Source organism: Paracoccaceae bacterium (assembly GCA_033344815.1).
GTDB lineage: Bacteria > Pseudomonadota > Alphaproteobacteria > Rhodobacterales > Rhodobacteraceae > Roseobacter.
On sequence record JAWPMR010000001.1, the window covers coordinates 1723873 to 1741693 of the forward strand.

Annotated in this window: 14 protein-coding genes; 9 read left to right on the forward strand and 5 right to left on the reverse strand. The window is 54.8% G+C overall.

The features are described from left to right. Window positions 1–111: 111 nt before the first annotated feature. A complete protein-coding gene (locus tag R8G34_07985; GenBank protein MDW3222810.1) occupies window positions 112–1707 on the reverse strand; it encodes a choline dehydrogenase in 1596 nt (531 codons plus the stop codon). 105 nt (window positions 1708–1812) lie between these two features. Between R8G34_07985 and R8G34_07990 the strand changes: the two genes are divergently transcribed. From R8G34_07990 to R8G34_08005, 4 genes are all read left to right on the forward strand, one after another. After that, window positions 1813–3045, forward strand: a complete 1233-nt coding sequence (locus tag R8G34_07990) for a TRAP transporter substrate-binding protein (GenBank protein MDW3222811.1) — start codon at window positions 1813–1815, stop codon at window positions 3043–3045. A gap of 116 nt (window positions 3046–3161) precedes the next feature. Beyond that, window positions 3162–3830, forward strand: coding sequence for a TRAP transporter small permease subunit (locus R8G34_07995; GenBank protein ID MDW3222812.1), 669 nt, complete (start codon window positions 3162–3164; stop codon window positions 3828–3830). Continuing rightward, on the forward strand, window positions 3830–5185 hold the full coding sequence (locus R8G34_08000) for a TRAP transporter large permease (protein ID MDW3222813.1): 1356 nt from the start codon (window positions 3830–3832) through the stop codon (window positions 5183–5185). The genes R8G34_07995 and R8G34_08000 overlap by 1 nt, the downstream gene beginning before the upstream one ends. Window positions 5186–5199: 14 nt before the next feature. Further along, entirely contained in the window at window positions 5200–5979 is a 780-nt protein-coding gene (locus R8G34_08005; GenBank protein MDW3222814.1) for an IclR family transcriptional regulator, read from the forward strand. Window positions 5980–6005: 26 nt separating this feature from the next. Here the strand turns inward: R8G34_08005 and R8G34_08010 are convergent, their stop codons facing one another. Further along, window positions 6006–7826 carry an adenylate/guanylate cyclase domain-containing protein gene (locus tag R8G34_08010; GenBank protein ID MDW3222815.1) on the reverse strand — a complete coding sequence of 607 codons (1821 nt, stop codon included), beginning with the start codon at window positions 7824–7826 and terminating at the stop codon, window positions 6006–6008. Continuing rightward, entirely contained in the window at window positions 7823–8341 is a 519-nt protein-coding gene (locus R8G34_08015; protein ID MDW3222816.1) for a FecR family protein, read from the reverse strand. The genes R8G34_08010 and R8G34_08015 overlap by 4 nt, the downstream gene beginning before the upstream one ends. Window positions 8342–10137: 1796 nt before the next feature. Here R8G34_08015 and R8G34_08020 point away from each other — a divergent pair. The 4 genes from R8G34_08020 to R8G34_08035 all read left to right on the forward strand — a co-directional run bounded on the left by R8G34_08020 (window position 10138) and on the right by R8G34_08035 (window position 14860). Continuing rightward, complete coding sequence (locus R8G34_08020) at window positions 10138–11652, forward strand: ABC transporter ATP-binding protein (GenBank protein MDW3222817.1); 1515 nt, start codon at window positions 10138–10140, stop codon at window positions 11650–11652. A gap of 72 nt (window positions 11653–11724) precedes the next feature. After that, complete coding sequence (locus R8G34_08025; protein MDW3222818.1) at window positions 11725–12807, forward strand: ABC transporter permease; 1083 nt, start codon at window positions 11725–11727, stop codon at window positions 12805–12807. Continuing rightward, window positions 12807–13727 (forward strand): ABC transporter permease, encoded by a 921-nt coding sequence (locus R8G34_08030; protein MDW3222819.1) that lies wholly within the window; start codon window positions 12807–12809, stop codon window positions 13725–13727. Before R8G34_08025 ends, R8G34_08030 begins: the two co-directional genes overlap by 1 nt. Window positions 13728–13780: 53 nt before the next feature. Further along, window positions 13781–14860 (forward strand): BMP family ABC transporter substrate-binding protein, encoded by a 1080-nt coding sequence (locus R8G34_08035; GenBank protein ID MDW3222820.1) that lies wholly within the window; start codon window positions 13781–13783, stop codon window positions 14858–14860. 84 nt (window positions 14861–14944) lie between these two features. Here the strand turns inward: R8G34_08035 and ppk2 are convergent, their stop codons facing one another. Then, the gene (gene ppk2 / locus R8G34_08040) at window positions 14945–15835 is read right to left on the reverse strand and encodes a polyphosphate kinase 2 (GenBank protein ID MDW3222821.1); all 891 of its coding nucleotides are present in this window, start codon (window positions 15833–15835) and stop codon (window positions 14945–14947) included. 197 nt (window positions 15836–16032) lie between these two features. On the opposite strand from ppk2, the gene R8G34_08045 reads away from it, so the two are divergent. After that, a complete protein-coding gene (locus R8G34_08045; protein MDW3222822.1) occupies window positions 16033–16350 on the forward strand; it encodes a DUF3775 domain-containing protein in 318 nt (105 codons plus the stop codon). A gap of 53 nt (window positions 16351–16403) precedes the next feature. Here the strand turns inward: R8G34_08045 and R8G34_08050 are convergent, their stop codons facing one another. Beyond that, window positions 16404–17774 carry a glutamate--cysteine ligase gene (locus R8G34_08050; protein MDW3222823.1) on the reverse strand — a complete coding sequence of 457 codons (1371 nt, stop codon included), beginning with the start codon at window positions 17772–17774 and terminating at the stop codon, window positions 16404–16406. Window positions 17775–17821: the final 47 nt, after the last annotated feature.

Consider the following 17821-nt stretch of genomic DNA (forward strand, 5'->3'; position numbering starts at 1 on the left):
TCCCTTTGGCGCATCGACCAACGCGGCAGAGTTCTGATCTGGAGCAGACCTCAAGCTTTTCTCGGCGCGACGCTCTGCACGCCGAGCGCGCGTGCTGCGAATTGTCCAAAATCAGTGCGCACCAAGCATCAGGTCCGATGCCTTTTCGCCAATCATGATGGCAGGCGCATTGGTGTTACCCGATACGATCTCTGGCATGATCGAGCAATCAGCGACACGCAACCCTAAGATGCCATGCACTTTCAACTCGGCATCAACGACCGCATCCTTTCCGGATCCCATTTTGCACGTTCCGGTGGGGTGATAAATGGAGGCTGTGTTGTTTCGAGCCCAGTCAAGGGTCGCATCATAGTCATCCATGTCCAGATCGGCATGCGGGCGGAACTCTTCGGAAATTTTCGACGTCAAAGGCGCATGACGGGCGATGCCCCGCGCGATATTGACCCCTGCAACCACAGTCCGACAGTCTGTTTCCGTCGACAGGTAATTCGGAAAGATCTTTGGGTAGTCGCGTGGCTTGTTTGACGTGAGCCTTATCTCGCCCCGACTTTCAGGACGCAGCTGGCACACCGACATTGTGAAAGCAGAAAATTTGTCAGCCCCTTTGCCGGGGTTTTCGGCTGAGAGCGGCTGTACATGGAATTGGATGTCCGGCGTTTCAATGTCTTCACGGGTCTTCAGGAAACCCGTTGCGAGACTGGCGGCCATCGTCATTGGTCCCGCACGAAACAGCGCGTATTTGAGGCCAATCTTGGCCTGCCCATAGAGGCTGGACACTTCGTCGTTCAGCGTCGGTTCGTTGCATTTGTAAACCAGTCGCGCCTGCAGATGGTCCTGCATGTTCTTGCCAACGCCCCCGAGCTCATTTTTGACCTCGATACCATGCTCACCAAGTTGAGTGGCCTCGCCAATACCCGAGAGCATCAAGAGTTGCGGCGAGTTGATTGCGCCTCCGCACAACACAATTTCGCGCGTCGATCTCACAACCTGATCCTTGCCTGAGCGATCCCTGTACCGCACCCCGGTTGCGCGCCCGTCTTCTATTTCGATCTTGTCTACCTGGGCACGGGTGATGATTCGCAGATTGGGCCGTTTCTTGATCGGATTGAGATAAGCCACCGCAGAACTGCACCGTCGGCCATTGCGCGATGTCAGTTGGAAAAATCCGACACCTTCCTGATCCGCGCCGTTGTAATCGGGATTGAATTTGTAACCAGCCGATTGCGCCGCTGCGACCCATGCATCCGTAATGGGACGTTGAATACGCATATTGGAAACCGAAAGCGGGCCCTGATCTCCGTGGAAATCATCCGCGCCGCGCTCGTTGTTTTCGGCGCGCTTGAACAGCGGCAACACGTCGTCCCATCCCCAACCGGTGTTGCCCATCTGGCGCCAGCGATCATAATCCTGCGGCTGCCCGCGTACATACAACAAACCATTGAGTGAAGAGGATCCACCAAGAACCTTGCCGCGCGGCCACTCAATCGAGCGACCGTTCAGACCCGGATCGGGCTCCGTCTTGTAGCACCAATCAACATTCGGGTTATGGATGGTCTTGAAATAGCCCACTGGAATGTGGATCCATGGGTTAAGATCGCGGCCGCCAGCTTCCAGGAGGATCACTTTGTTTTTTGGATCTGCGCTCAATCTGTTTGCCAGAACGCATCCGGCGGACCCTGCTCCAACGACGATAAAATCTGCTTCCATCTCGACCCCCAAACCAATTTAAAAAAACTCTATGCAAAAAGAAAATACTATACTAGTGTTTTTTGGGACTAATAGTCTCAATAAATGACATTCAGGGAGGAAGTCATGAAAATTCAGAACAATTTAGCGGGTATTTCGCGCCGCGACCTTTTCAAGGTTGCCGGGCGATATGGTTTGAGCTCGACACTTCTTGCAGCCGGTGGTTTTGGTGGCGCAATGAGCCTCGCCAACTTGGCCAGTGCAGCCGAATCAACCTACGAAAAACGGTTCGCAAAAGAACCAAAATTCATGCTGAAATTTGGCGCATCCGGCTTTAACGCCCGCAACCTCTTGATCGAACGCGCTGGTGCTTTGGAATTTGCACGCGACTTGGAAAGCCGCACAGACGGCGAAATACGTGTCGAATTCATCGGTGACAATCAAATCTGCGGACAAACATCCTGCGTCGAGAAAACACAGCAAGGCATCGTCGACATCTATGCGGCTTCGACACAGAACTCTGCAGGTGGTGCGCCGTATCTGAATGTTCTGGATTACGCATACATGTTCCGTAACCGCGCGGATCAGTACCACTTCATGTACTCACCTGCGTCCCAACGGCTGCTGCGCGAGCCTTATGAAAAGCGCCACGGTCTGAAATTTCTGTTCACCCACTGTGAACTTCGCGGTATCCAGTTGGGCCTGAACTTTGAAGACAAGCCAACTGTGACCTCCGTTGAAGAGCTCGCTGGCACCAAGAACCGTGTCACGGGTACGCAGCTTGGTCGGATCGCAATGGAAGCCCTCAACCTGAACCCGGTTCCAGTTGCTTGGGAAGAAACGCTTGATGGTCTGAAGCAAGGCCTGATTGATGGTGCTGAAACATGGGCCTCAGCTGTTGCCTATGCAAACATGGCGCCAGTTGTGTCACAGTCGGTTCACCTGAACTTCTTCTGCGGAACAGAGCACACAGCAATGTCAGCTTCGGTGTTTGATAGCCTTGGCGGTGAATTGCAGGATGCTGTGATGGAATCCTCTTACCTGGCACAGGTTCATGTGCAGGCTGCGAACGAAGTAGCCCTCATCAACACGGTTGGTCAGTCCGATCCACAGCTTCCAAACACGATCTTCGCACAAAACAACGTGCGCAACGCATTCTTGTCAGCGGAAGAGATCAAGAAAGCCGAAGAAATGTGCTCGCCAGAGTATCAACCACAGCTATGGGAACAATGGCGCGAGCGGCTTAACGGCTGGTCCGGTGGTCTGGACACATATCAGGAAATCTATGACGAAGTTCGCACAATCGACGCTGGCACGTTGCCTGAGAATGTTGAGCCTCGCCGGTGGTGGAAAGCCTAATAAGGGCTGCGCACTATGAGATCGGGCCGGCCGGAGGAGGAGTTCGGGTCGGCCCTTTTTGTCTCAACAACACCACACTATAGTGGTTGAATTCAAAATATGTGGGGGAGATCTTAATGTCGATGTTGGCTGAATCGGTGGCTATTGTTTCTGCTATTTTCTCGGGCAGTACATGGGAGATGAGGAGCGCATTTCAAGCAGATGGCATGTGGCTGTTCTGTTTCGTGGCCACCTTGGTTGGTGGTTATCTGGCCCACTTGTTTTATAAATTCGTTCCATTCTTTGAAAGGCACCTTGAACGCGGTCTTTCCGTCACAGCCTATCTTATCATTGCCGGAATCATCTGCTGGGGCGTGATCGACCGTTTCGTATTTTCCCATCAATGGTCAGGATCAACAACGATCCCGCCCTTCCTGTTTATGGTGATGGCGTGGTTTGCCTGCTCTTATAATGTCAAACTTCGAACCCACCTGAGTTTCAGCGAATTTCGATCGAAAATGTCGCCCGTTGGCCAGATGGCAACCCTGACGCTGGACACGCTCCTTTGGCTTGGTTTCTGCTGGATTGCGATCACAACGTCACTGCGCTTCACTGTGCTGTCTGCTGACAATTTCCAACTGGTCGACGGCGTTGATGATGTCATGAAGTGGTGGTTTTACATCACAGTGCCAATTGCCTTTACCCTGATGTCCGGTCGCGTGATCGGCAATTGGCTGGACGATTGGCACAATTACCGGTCTGGCAATCAGATCATCAAGCAAGCAGTTATCGGCGGAGACGTATAATGTCGGATGGTTCTTGGATTACACTTATTTCGCTTGGCGTGACGGTTTTCTTCATGCTTGGAACACCGGTTCTGCTGGTCATCTTTTACTGGGTGATCGGGTGCAGTTTTGTTATCGGACTGCCCCTGGCCAACACCGGCAACGAACTGATTAACGTTTTCAGCAAAGGCTTTGCACTGCTGGCCATGCCGTTGTTTATCCTGACCGGGGATTTGATCAACCAATCCGGGATTGCGCGACGATTATCGGATTTCGCCTATTCCTGTCTGGGGTGGCTGCGAGGCGGGTTGGCGATGGCTTCTATTGCCGCTTGCGGACTTTTCGCGGCGATCTCCGGTTCAAACTCGGCGACAACGGCGACTATCGGATCAATGCTGCACCCTGAAATGGTCAAAGGTAATTACGACGAACGCTTCTCTGCGGCCACAGCGGCTGCGGGTGGTACGGTCGGGATCATCATTCCGCCCTCGATCATCTTTATCGTTTATGGGTTCTTGATGAACCTGCCGATTTCAGAACTGTTCATCGCGGGTATCGTTCCCGGAACACTGATGGTGCTCGCCATGATGGCAGTGGCATTCGTCGTGTGCACCATCAACGGCTGGGGCATCCTGATTGGCCTGTCCTTCCAGCGCGTGGTCAAGACCGCGTTTGGTGCTTGGCTCGGGTTCTTTGCCATTGGGTTGGTCCTTTGGGGCATCTACACCGGGAAATTCTCCCCGACGGAGGCTGCGGGTGTAACGGTTGGTTTCTGTGTGTTTGTTGGATTGCTGTGCTTTCCGCTGAACAAAATAATGGGAAGCGGTGCCGACGTACCAGTGACCGAAAAGAGCTTTCTGTCGATGTTTGTAGTTGAAGGGTTCACCTTGCCGAACCTGCCAACCATCGTGTCGCGCTCTGCGCAGATTACAGGAATTTTGGTCCCCTTGATTGCGGTGTCTGTTGCGATGCAGCAGGTGCTGTCGTCCTTGGGTGCAAAAGACTACATCGGTGATTTCGTGATCAGCATGGGCGGTTATTACGCGGTTCTGTTTACCGCGATGGCCATCGTGTTCGTCACTGGCATGATCCTTGAATCTCTGCCTGTGACGATCATTCTTGCGCCCATTCTGGCGCCGATTGCAGTGTCCGTGGGTGTCGATCCTATCCACTTCGCAGTTGTTTTCCTTGTGGGTGCGTCAATCGGCTTCATCACACCACCTTACGGGCTCAATCTATACGTGGCATCGGGCGTTACAGGAGTACCCTATTTCCGTCTGCTCAGGTATTCGACTATGTATCTTTTCGCTCTGCTTGCAGTTTGGATTCTGGTCGCTTTGACGCCCACACTCGCACTGATGCTCCTGCCAGCTTGATAGGTTGACTGACAATGCCGGACGATTTTGCAAATGAGAGACAGGGCCAGATACCGACAAACTTGCGGTTGCTGGTCCTGCTCGAGGAAGTTGCAAGAGCCGGTGTGCCAGTCACCCCGTCATCGCTCAAGGATACATTAAACCTGCCAAAACCCACGCTGCACAGGCTTTTCAATACCGCCGAGGCAGCCGGGTTTTTGCAACGCGATATCGATGGGCGATCTTATGGCCCCGGTCCGCGCCTGCGCCAATTGTCATTGAATACCATGTCGTCCCATCGCTTGAGAACCGTACGATTGGCTATCCTGCGAAGCGTCGCAGAAGAGATCGGGGAGACCTGCAACATCGCAACCCCCGACCGCGAAGGGATGATTTATCTGGACCGTGTGGAGACACACTGGCCGCTTCGCATTCAATTGCCGATTGGCACGCAAGTTCCATTCTACTGCACGGCCAGCGGCAAGATGTATCTTTCCTCTCTAAGGCCCGCTTATTTTGATCGCTACCTTTCCACAGCTCTGCTGGACAGCAAGACGCCGGGCACAATCACGGATAAGGATGCGCTGAAGATCGAGATCGATGCGACGCGCAAACGCGGGTTTGCCACAGACGACGAAGAGTTCATGGAAGGCATGGCCGCCATCGCCGTGCCAATTTATGACGACCGAAAAAGGCTGGTTTCCACCCTGTCAGTTCACGCGCCATTGCAGCGACGTAATCTTGCCAGCCTGTCCAAGAGTATCGATACCCTCAAATCAGCGGCGCAGGAACTGACCAGTCTGATCAATACCTGACGGTTTCCTAACGCGTCGGACTCTCATCAGGTCCAGAAATGGACCAGTGCGTCGCTTTCCCGTCCCCGCACGGCCACTGGTTTTACAAAAGCGGGCGCAGGCTCAGCATTGTGGGTGGCAATCGACAACACAGCGTCCGTCGCGGCAATTGTGGCACCTTCCTCTTTTGTGATCTCCAAAAGCCTGCTCGCAAGGTTCACCGTATCACCGGCAACGGAAACCTGGTGATGCTGATCGCCTCCAAGTCGGGACAGGATGACGTCGCCGTGGTGGAGCCCGATGCGGCACCCGACATATTGACCCTGCGCCAAATCTGGGCCGAGTCTTTCTATGTCCTGCACCAGACCAAATGCTGCCTGCATCGCATCATCCGCGCCGCGTGAGGCTTGTGTGGTCATGCCGAATATGGCCAGCGCGCCGTCCCCCATAAAATTAAGAACAATGCCGCCATTTGCCTCGATCGTGCGGGCGGTCAACTGGTGGAATTGCTTCAGCAGATCCTGAGTGCCGGCAGGCCCAAGCTTCTCGGAAAGGTTCGTGAAACTGCTGAGATCTACAAAAAAGACAGACAATCGCTGTTCTGTTGGATGTTTCAGAAAAGCGGGATCGTTAGCGATCATCTCTGCGAGAGCGGGAGACTGAAATTGTTTGAGAGCTGCAAGTGCCTGTGCGCCCCGCGCGGCACTGCGTCTTTCGCCGAAATAGCGCCAGCTTGCTCCGGTCAGAATTGTCACGATGGCACATACAAGCGGGATCGAACCGCTCAACCAAATACCAATGGAAAACGCGTACCAGACAACGCCCATCCAAACAGCCAAGCCCGCCACCGCCAGCGGAATTCCAACAGAAAGCGGTAGCACGATCACCAAAAAAGTGGTCAGCACGGCCAATGCAATACCTGCCGCAGCATCAACGCGGCGGGTTACAGCGTCTCGCCGTAAGCTCGGTGCGCCCAGAATTTGAGACACGGCCGTCGCGATGATTTCCGCGCCGGGTACGTTTTCATCAAAGGGATTTGGAAACCGATCACCAAAAGCAGTGGCCGTAAAACCAAGAATGACCGCCTTGCCGGCAAGCTCCTCTTTGATTTGACCAGACAGGAGATCCCTTGCGGAATACGTCGGTATTGTACCCGTGGGGCCCGCAAGGCGTAAGGGCATATTCAAGCCAACATCCAGCGGTATCATTTTGCTGCCGAGCGCGAGGTTTGTCGTTTCGATTGTTGGCGAGGCACTGTTGAACTTTGAGGCAATATGCAATGCAAACGCGGGTTCCAGCCCTTGCGACGTGCGAAACAGGATGGGCAAGTAGCGCGGCGTGCCCCCCGCATCTGTCGACAGGTTCACCAAGCCGGATGTTGCCACGCGCAAGAAACCGTCTTGCGGTCTGATAACGCGGCCCGGCCGTGAAGGATCAGCGGCGCCCAAATCATCCGGGAAGCGTCCCGCCGCCGCAATTACTGCGTCGGTTTGTGACAGAGCCGCCGCCAGTTGCCTGTCAATTTCAGGATCACCCGTATCCGCCAATAGCACATCGAGGCCAAGCACTTTTGGTGCGGCAGCGGCGATCTGACGGATAACGCCCGCCAGCAACAGACGGTTGTCGGGAAACCTGTCGCGCACCTCATCCAGAGTGGCATCATCGATGGCGACGACAACAACATCAGGGGATGGCGCAATAGGGCCAAAACTTGCGTATCGCGCATCCAGCAGCGCGGATTCCAATCGATCAAACGGGCTTGCGATGGCAAGAACGGTCGGGCGGCTGACGAATACGGCCCAGATGATCGACAGGGTGATTAACAGAACGCCAAACAGAAACGGCGTCCGACGACGTCGTGGTGTCATCTGCCAAAGCGCGCCAGTAGCGCGCGGACACGCTCTTCGGGCCAGGTTCTAACAGTCAGGTCCGCGTCTGCGCCAACGTCAACGCCCTCTCCCGGCCCCAAGACAACACTGTCATTCAGGGCGTTGGTCGATGCCACGAAAACCTCCCCCTGCAGCACAAACACCGATGTGACCTCAGCCGAAACATCCACCACATAGATCGTCCCACGCACGGCAGCAATCGCATGTGGCGTTCTGATCTGTGGCCGCGCAGAGCCAGGCTCGACCTCAATGAAAGCGGCTCCGCTTTGCAAATTGATGTCGGTTGGGTCGATCTCGAGGATCGCGCCCGAGATACCCATCTCTGCTGCGGCATCCAGTTCAATGATCAAGCCAAAAGCGCATTTGAGGACCTTACGATCAGGATCCGTGACCTGCTCCATATTGCAATTTGGGGGTACTTGCGCCGACACAGGCCCGGCCCACCCAAGCACTATTGCGACAAAAAGAGTTGCGACAAAGCGAAAGAAATTCATATCAAACAACTTTTCCAAACGGGGTTTGCGATTACGCCAGCAATCTCAGGCTCAAGTCAGGGCTGCGGCTGGACTGGGTCCGATCTGTGAGTGCCTAACACTAAAGCGGTATGCGCTAAAGTCGATGACTGAACAAAAGCTGTACTGAAAGCAAAATTGTGCCGAAATTATTTTAGGGTCGCTTTTTTATGCATATCCATGACTTACTCCGGGCTTCATAACCGTCCGTGCAGTTCGCTTGCACCTTTCGCTACCCAATCAACCGGCAACAGCTTTCTTATATCCGCGTGTTGGCAAGCGGGAACACCAAAGATGAACAACGCTATCGTGTGGAACACGCTCAACCCATTGCTGCGACCGCGTGGAAAACAAGAATACACCCGCTCTGATAAAAGCTCAGAGTGCATCTGGGCAAGCCTAAAAGGAAGGTTCAGAGGGGTGGGCAATTAGTCGATGCAGATCTATCAACGATCATCCAGGGAGACTGGCGACAACACAGTCGTCATTAGTCTTATGCGCCACGAAGCCCCTGATGCCAACTGGTTCCACACGGCTTAATTGACTGAGCTCGTCGTTAATCACCGGCTGGGCCGGAAAAAGAGCATCTGACTACATCAGGTTCTAAAGTTGCGACTAGCTGACCTGTTGCCCCAAATGTGGACCAAAGAAATGGAGCTGGGCAATGATCCTGGCGGGGGTATTCGCTTTGTGTCAGGTTCCGATGCCGACATGCGAGCATGTTTTTTGACGAGATGGCAAGCGCCGGAGCCTCATAGGCCTTACGTGCGGTCGTCATGCAGATCACAAGTCTTTCGCAAGGGCGTTTTTTGCCTGAATGACTGATCGATCCCGCGTTACGATTATGGTCTCTCTTTTGCGACTGAACTTTCACGCCGCAGCGGCACAGGGCGCGTGCAGGTGTCAACACTTACCGCGCGCGGATCCTATTCAAATAGTATCAGACAAATTACGTCTTCCCAGACACGCCGCTTGGGCGTTTTGCTGAGCAGTCGCATGCCCAGCCCCGCGTAAAACCCCATTTAATCGCTGCGGTGATACCTCAACCCTCCAGCCATTGAGCGACATGCCCGCGGCGATGCGTAGGACGCAGGTAAATCTCTTTGATGCGCTCTTCCATCGCAGTCTGTCCCGGCCGCACATGGCTTCGCAGACAGGCGTCGAGAGCTGGCAAGTTGTCGCGCGTTCCAGAGCGACACATACAACAGCGCTTAATAGTCCGAAGCCATGTCTCCGGTGATCTGCTCCCGCTGGGACGTCCTGCCTTCCAATGAGCGCCACCGCGTCGCCTCGGTTTGCGACGTCCCGGAACAATCCAATCGGTAACCAATCATTGGGTCGGCAGACTTCGCAAGGCACTTCACCAAGTGCGGCGTAAACCCACCGGAAACAACAAACTCACTGTAATGCTTTTGGGGCGTAGTTTCGGCCGATCCTAGGCGCATCTCAGCTGAAAAGTCACATTCGGCGCTAAAGATCGTACGACATTGGTGCTTGCCCCGTCAAAGAGGGAACAGCGAGGAATACAATGAAGTTCTTTGTCGCCTGCCCGCCGGTATCAAACATGGCGCGCCGTATCCCGCAAAGGGCCTGCGCTTGTTTCCGGTAAGAGCTTGGAGCGTCTTGGCAACACTGAACGACTCGCCATCTACCTCCCATGGCCCCTTTCAAGACAAGACTTTCATCAGATGGCTTACTCGCTCATGTGATTGCCATTGGCCTCTTAAGCGCGCTTCTATAACACAATTAGAAAAAGCAATTATAAGGAAGCGTCGCGCATGAGCCCTTTGTTATCCCTCGACGGTCTTACCAAGGAATACCCAGGCGTTGTTGCGAATGACAAAGTTTCATTACAAATTGCGCCCGGCGAGGTTCATGCGTTGCTGGGTGAGAATGGCGCTGGCAAATCAACGCTCGTCAAGATGATCTACGGGCTGGTGAAACCCGATCAGGGTGAAATGCGCATGCATGGCGCGGCCTTCGCGCCCTCAGAACCCAGAGCGGCGCGCGCGGCTGGCGTTGGGATGGTATTCCAGCACTTTTCGCTTTTTGACGCGCTCAGTGTGGCCGAAAATATCGCCTTGGGCATGGAAAACGCACCGAAAATGAATGCGTTATCCAAGAAGATCAGGCAGGTTTCAGAGACTTATGGCTTGCCCCTTGCGCCGGATCGGATTGTTGGTGATCTGTCTGCAGGCGAACGCCAGCGCGTGGAAATCATACGGTGCTTGCTTCAGGATCCAAAACTGTTGATCATGGATGAGCCAACGTCGGTCCTCACCCCTCAAGAAGTCAACATTCTCTTTGAAACGCTGCGAAAGCTCAGCGCGGAGGGTACTGCAATACTGTATATTTCTCATAAGCTTGAGGAGATACGCGCCCTATGTGATGCAGCAACTGTGCTCAGGTTGGGAAAGGTTGTCGGCACTTGCATCCCCCGTGAGACCACTGCGCGTGATATGGCGGAGATGATGGTGGGAAAGGTCCTCGCAACGCCGACAAGAGCAGGTGTCGTCTTGGGCGAAACTGTCCTTGCCCTGCAAGGGTTATCCCTGCCGTCACCATCCGCTTTCGGCATGCCTTTGCGTGATATCTCTATATCTTTGCGTGAGGGTGAAGTGCTCGGCATCGGCGGTGTTGCAGGCAACGGGCAAGACGAACTTTTGGCAGCACTTTCCGGCGAAATGCGCGCACCGCCCGGTATGGTGCACTTCAAAGGAATCGACATCGGCGCGTCTGGACCCAACGCGCGGCGCATCGCAGGTCTTCTCGCAGCGCCAGAGGAGCGTTTGGGTCATGCAGCGGCCCCCGATATGTCATTGACCGAAAATGCAATGCTCACTGGAGCCGCCCGCGAAGGCCTGGAAAAGGGTGGGTTTTTAAGCTGGCCCGCAGCACTCGGCTTTGCCGATAGAATCATCGAAGCCTTTGACGTGCGCACACCGAGTGCGGCCAACGCGGCGCGCTCTCTTTCCGGGGGTAACCTACAGAAGTTTGTCATCGGTCGTGAGGTTTTGCAGCGTCCTGAAGTTTTGGTTGTCAATCAGCCGACATGGGGCGTGGATGCCTCTGCTGCTGCTGCCATCCGACAAGCACTTTTGGATTTGGCCAAAGGGGGCGCGGCGGTGATCGTGATCAGTCAGGATCTTGATGAACTGATGGAGATTTCCGACCGCTTCGCCGCCCTCAATGAGGGGCGTCTTTCTGAGCCCTGCTGTACGGATGGTCTCACGGTGGAACAGATTGGCTTGATGATGGGCGGGGCCCATGGCATGGAGGTTGCGCATGTTTGAAACCCTGCCGAAAACCTATGGCAAAAACCCAACCGCATCTCATTTGACGTCGACCAAAGCCGGGGTTTCCCAATGATCCAACTGGAAAAACGCCCGCAACCGAGCCGTCTCTTTGCGTATCTGACGCCTCTTTTGGCCGTTTTAGCCACTTTTTTCTTTGGTGGTTTGTTGTTTGCAGCGCTCGGCAAAGATCCGGTCACATCAATCATGACGATTTTCTGGGAGCCGCTTTTCGGCGAGTTCTCTTTTTACTATCGCCCTCAATTACTGATCAAAGGCGCGCCGCTCGTATTGATCGCCATTGGTCTGAGCCTTGGATTCAAAGCCGGCATCTGGAACATCGGGGCCGAAGGGCAATACGTCATGGGCGCTCTTTTTGGCGCTGGCGTCGGTCTGGCATTTTATCCCGCTGAAAGTGTTTTCATCTTTCCGGCGATGGTCTTGGCGGGCGCTTTTGGTGGTTGGGCATGGGCGATGATTCCCGCCATCCTGAAGGTAAAATTTGGCACCAACGAAATCCTTGTCTCCCTGATGCTCGTCTATGTCGCAGAACAATTTCTTGCTTCTATGTCGCTGGGACTGTTGAAAAACCCGGAAGGGTTTGGTTTTCCTGGAAGCCGCAATCTGCAACAATACGCCTCAGCGCATAACGCGGAAATATTCGCGGGCTCAGGCATGCATTGGGGTGTGGTGGCCGCGATGATCGCCGTCATCTTCGCCTATGTCCTGCTTGCGCGACATCGCCTTGGGTTTGCCGTGCGTGTCACTGGCGAAGCCCCCCGCGCCGCACGATTTTCTGGCGTCAACCCAAGCCGCCTGATCCTTTTCTGTCTGGGCACATCGGGCCTACTCGCCGGACTCGCAGGGTTATTCGAGGTCGCAGGCCCTGCGGGACAGGTCAGCATCGATTTCAACGTAGGCTATGGTTTTACTGCCATTATCGTCGCCTTTCTGGGGCGTCTGCATCCGGTCGGGATCGTGCTCGCGGGCCTTTTGATGGCGCTGACCTACATTGGCGGCGACATCGCGCAAAGCCAATTGGGCCTGCCCGCTGCCGCCATACAGGTGTTTCAGGGGATGTTGTTATTCTTCCTTCTGGCACTTGATCTTCTGACCAATTACCGGCTGCGTTTTGGCCGGGCGGAGGCCGCATAATGGATCTTTCAGTTATCAATCCGATCCTGTTGGTCGCAGCCCTGATGAGCGCCGCAACCCCCATCCTTCTGGCTGCAACAGGTGAACTGGTCGTGGAGCGCGCGGGTGTTTTGAACCTCGGGGTTGAAGGGATGATGATCGTCGGGGCGATCTGTGGATTTGCCATCGCTGTAGAAACCGGCTCCCCGCTCACAGGCTTTGTCGCAGCGGCCGTGGGCGGAGCCGTTCTCAGCTTGCTGTTCGCCTTCCTCACACAAGTCACACTGGCAAATCAGGTGGCGTCAGGTCTTGCACTTACACTTTTTGGTCTCGGCCTTTCCGCCCTTCTTGGACAGGGGTATGTCGGCGTCAAACCACCACGCATAAGCGACATTGGCTTCGGACCACTCGCAGACATTCCCGTGATCGGCCCCATTCTTTTTTCGCACGACCCGATCCTTTATTTCGGGATCTTCCTCGTGGCCGGTGTCTGGGCTGTTCTGAAATTCACCCGTGTCGGCCTCATTTTGCGCGCAGTCGGGGAAAATCACGACGCGGCCCATGCCCTTGGATATAAGGTTGTGCGCATCAGAACCCTTGCAATCATGTTCGGCGGGGCCTGTGCGGGGATGGGCGGGGCTTACATCAGCTTGATCCGCGTGCCGCAATGGACCGAAGGCATGACGGCGGGTGTCGGCTGGATCGCTCTCGCGTTGGTAGTATTCGCCAGTTGGAAGCCCTGGCGCGTTCTTTTAGGTGCTTATCTTTTTGGCGGAATCACTCAATTACAGCTGAATTTGCAAGGCGCTGGCGTTGCCATTCCGGTCGAATATCTGGCAATGTCCCCCTATGTAATCACCATCGTGGTGCTGGTCGTTCTTTCTGCGGACAAAAGCGCTGCTCCCGGCTCTCTGGGCCGCACATTCCACGCCTCTCACTAGGGGCAAATCAACGCCTCACATAAGGGGCGGTTTAACATGGGGAAGACCTGAATATGAAACTCAAAACACTTCTGGCCAGTGCCGCAATGGCGCTTGGTCTGGCTTCTGGCGCGTTCGCCGATGGCCATGAAAAGACAAAAGTCGGCTTTGTCTTTGTAGGGCCGATCGGTGACGGTGGCTGGACCTATGAGCATAACAAAGGCCGTCTGGCCGTTGAAGAGGCGCTCGGTGATGCGGTCGAAACCGTTTACGTCGAAAGCGTCGCAGAAGGCCCGGACAGCGAACGCGTGATGACGGAAATGGCGCTGAATGGCGCAGATCTGATTTTCACCACATCCTTTGGTTATATGGATCCGACGATCAACATCGCAGCCAAATTCCCGGACGTGAAATTTGAACATGCCACGGGCTACAAACGCGCGGATAATGTTTCGACCTATTCCGCACGTTTTTATGAAGGCCGCGCGATCCAAGGTCACATCGCGGGCAAGATGACAAAATCCAACATCATTGGATACATCGGGTCCTATCCGATCCCCGAAGTGATCCGCGGCATCAACTCCGCCTTCATTCACGCGCAAAAGGTCAACCCCGACGTCGAATTCCGCATTGTTTGGGCCTATACGTGGTTTGACCCCGCCAAAGAGGCCGATGCCGCCAAGGTGCTGATCGAACAGGGCGCGGATGTTGTGCTGCAACACACCGATTCCACAGCGCCTCAAGCGGCCGCACAGGAAGCGGGCAACGTTGTGACCTTTGGTCAGGCTTCGGATATGGGCCAATACGCGCCCTTCCCGCGTGTTTCCTCCATCATTGACGACTGGGCACCCTACTATATCGCCCGTACTCAGGCAGTCATTGATGGTACATGGGAAAGCACCGATACGTGGGACGGCATCGGTCCGGGCATGGTTGGCATTGGCGAGATTTCCGACGCGGTCCCCGCTGACGTCAAAGAAGAAGCACTCGCGATGAAAGCGGCGATTGCAGACGGATCCTACCACCCGTTTACGGGACCGATCAAAAAGCAGGACGGGAGCGACTGGCTGGCGGATGGCGAAGTGGCCGATGATGGCACGCTTGCGGGCATGAACTTCTACGTCGAAGGCCTGACAGGCGAAATCCCACAATAAGCTATTCTACCAAAGGAAAAGGCCTCGCATCAGCGGGGCCTTTTTTTGTTTCACGAATGACCTTGGCCCTCAAGGGCTGGAAAATCAGGTTTTCCGGGTTCCCGGATGCAAGGATGCGGCCAAGATATGGTCGGCTGCACGCACAACGCTTTCCGCACGATGAACAATTTTGGGATCAGGCTGTTGCGCCACTTCCATGTCCTTATCGGGGTAATCCAGTTCGGATAAGAAGTGCCGCATGCAATTGAGCCGCGCGCGTTTCTTGTCGTTGGAGCGTATCACGGTCCAGGGGGCGTCCGCCGTATCGGTGTAAAAGAACATGGCTTCTTTTGCTTCGGTGTAATCGTCCCATTTATCCAGACTGGCGCGATCGATAGGGGAAAGCTTCCAGCGTTTCAAAGGATCGGTTTCGCGCGAGGAAAAGCGGCGTTTCTGTTCGTCCTGCGTCACGGAAAACCAATATTTGAAAAGCTTTATGCCGCTGCGCACCAGCATCCGCTCAAATTCCGGTGTTTGTCGCATGAATTCCAGATATTCGTTCGGCTCACAGAAACTCATTACCCGCTCGACACCCGCCCGGTTATACCACGACCGGTCATAGAGCACGATTTCCCCGGCAGTGGGCAAATGCTTGACATAGCGCTGAAAGAACCACTGGCCGCGCTCCTCATCTGACGGTTTGTTCAGGGCCACGACACGCGCCAACCTTGGGTTCAAATGCTCCTGAAATCGCTTGATCGTGCCGCCCTTGCCGGCCGCATCGCGCCCTTCAAAGAGCATCACAGCTTTCTGATTTGTTTCCTGAAACCAATGCTGCACTTTCAGCAGCTCGACTTGAAGTGCGGCTTTCTCGGTCTCATATGCATCCCGGCCCAGCCGCTGAGCATAGGGGTATTCGCCTTGCTCAAATCCAATGATCTCAGCGGTGCGCCGTTCTTTCTGTTCAATTGAAATTGGCTGTGCTGTGTCTGACATAAAAACCTCCAATGATCTGCGCCATTTTATCCAGAACGGACCGAACGGGTCGTTGACCTGCATCAACTTATGACAAAAACCTCGCAGCGACAGAACGCTACTCAAACCGCCATGCGTTGAGCGTTGATCTAGATCATGTCACCGACCCGCTTTACCTGAGATAAATCGGGTGCCTGTTGCAAAAAGGAGTGGAGCCAATGCTAGATATTACCACAACCAAAGTGGCTCAGATTATTCTCTTTGGGCATGAGATAGAACGCGCAGAGGCCGAATTGCGTGGATTTCTGGAAACACTCAATGAAGACGAATGTTACAGCCTCATCGCGCTCATGTGGATCGGTCGGGACAGTTTTGCCGCCGACGAATACGATGAGGCTCTGGCGACTGCCAAACGCGAAGCTGTGACACCAACGGCGGACTATCTGATCGGCACGCCGCATTTTGCAGACCATCTTGAAACCGGCCTTGAACTGCTCGGGATTTCGGTTGCGGATGCAGAACAGTCTTTATTGTAGGCCTGTTGCGTGCCAGTACCGCGCCCGCAAAGCAAGCAGAACTAACGTTCAGGTCAGTATGAAAACTCGGCGTAAATGCGGCTCAGATCGCCGTTCCAGTCCCCATGATAATGGTCCAGCAATTCGTCAGCCGGGGTTTTGCCGGTCTCGACACTTTCATGCAATGCGTTCAGGAAGTGCGTTTCATCCGGCACCATGCCCCCGGCACCGGATCGGGCGCGGGCTTTCAGCCCCGTGTGGCTGATCGCCACCGCTTCCCGGGCAATATCGTGCATTTTGATGCCATGCACCTCAGCCTGCAAGCCATCGATGGATGCTGCAACCCGCATCAATTCGCGCGTACCGGCGTCCCAATCCTTCGCCAAATCCCAGGCGGCATCAAGGGCAGATTGGTCATACATCAGCCCAACCCAGAACGCAGGCAAGGCACACAGCCTACGCCAAGGACCACCGTCGGCCCCGCGCATTTCAATGTACTTCTTTGTGCGCGCTTCGGGAAAGGCCGTGGTCAGGTGGTCCGCCCAATCGGACAATGTGGGAATTTCCCCGGGCAACGCGGGCAGTTCGCCTTTCAGGAAGTCCCGAAAAGACATGCCCAAGGCGTTGATGTATTTGCCATCGCGATAGACAAAATACATTGGCACATCCAGCGCGTATTCCACCCAGCGCTCAAACCCCATGCCGTCTTCAAATACAAACGGTAGCGTCCCGGTGCGCGCAGCGTCCAGATCCCGCCAGACGCGTGAGCGCCACGATTTGTGACCATTCACTTTGCCCTCAAAGAAAGGAGAATTGGCAAAAAGCGCCGTGGCAACAGGTTGTAGGGCCAAGGCCACGCGCATTTTCTTGACCATATCGGCCTCAGATCCAAAATCCAGGTTGACCTGAACGGTACAAGTCCGGCGCATCATGACCCGGCCCATTGTGCCGACCTTGGCCATATATTCATTCATCAACTGATACCGACCCTTCGGCATCAGATCCATGTCCTCATGGGTCCAGACCGGGGCAGCCCCCAGCCCGATGAAACCGGCACCGATCTTATCGGCGACGTCCTTCACTTCGCGCAAATGCACGTTCACCTCATCGCAGGTTTCGTGGATCGTCTCGAGCGGTGCGCCGCTGAGTTCCAACTGCCCGCCGGGCTCCAGACTGATGTTCGCGCCGTCTTTTTCCAAGCCAATAAGATGGCCACCTTCCAGAACGGGGCTCCAGCCATGTCCATCCCTCAACCCTTCGAGCATCACGCGGATTGAACGCGCACCCTCATACGGCAAAGGTTTCAGTGTATCTTTGCAATAGCCGAACTTTTCATGCTCGGTGCCAATGCGCCATTCCTCTTTGGGTTTGCACCCATCCGCCAGATATTGCGCCAACTGATCATGTGACGTGATCGGACCGCCGCCAGATTGAGGAATAGACATGTTGGAGGCTCCGTTCGTTCAGCAGATGGGTTCAGAACGTCAGGGAT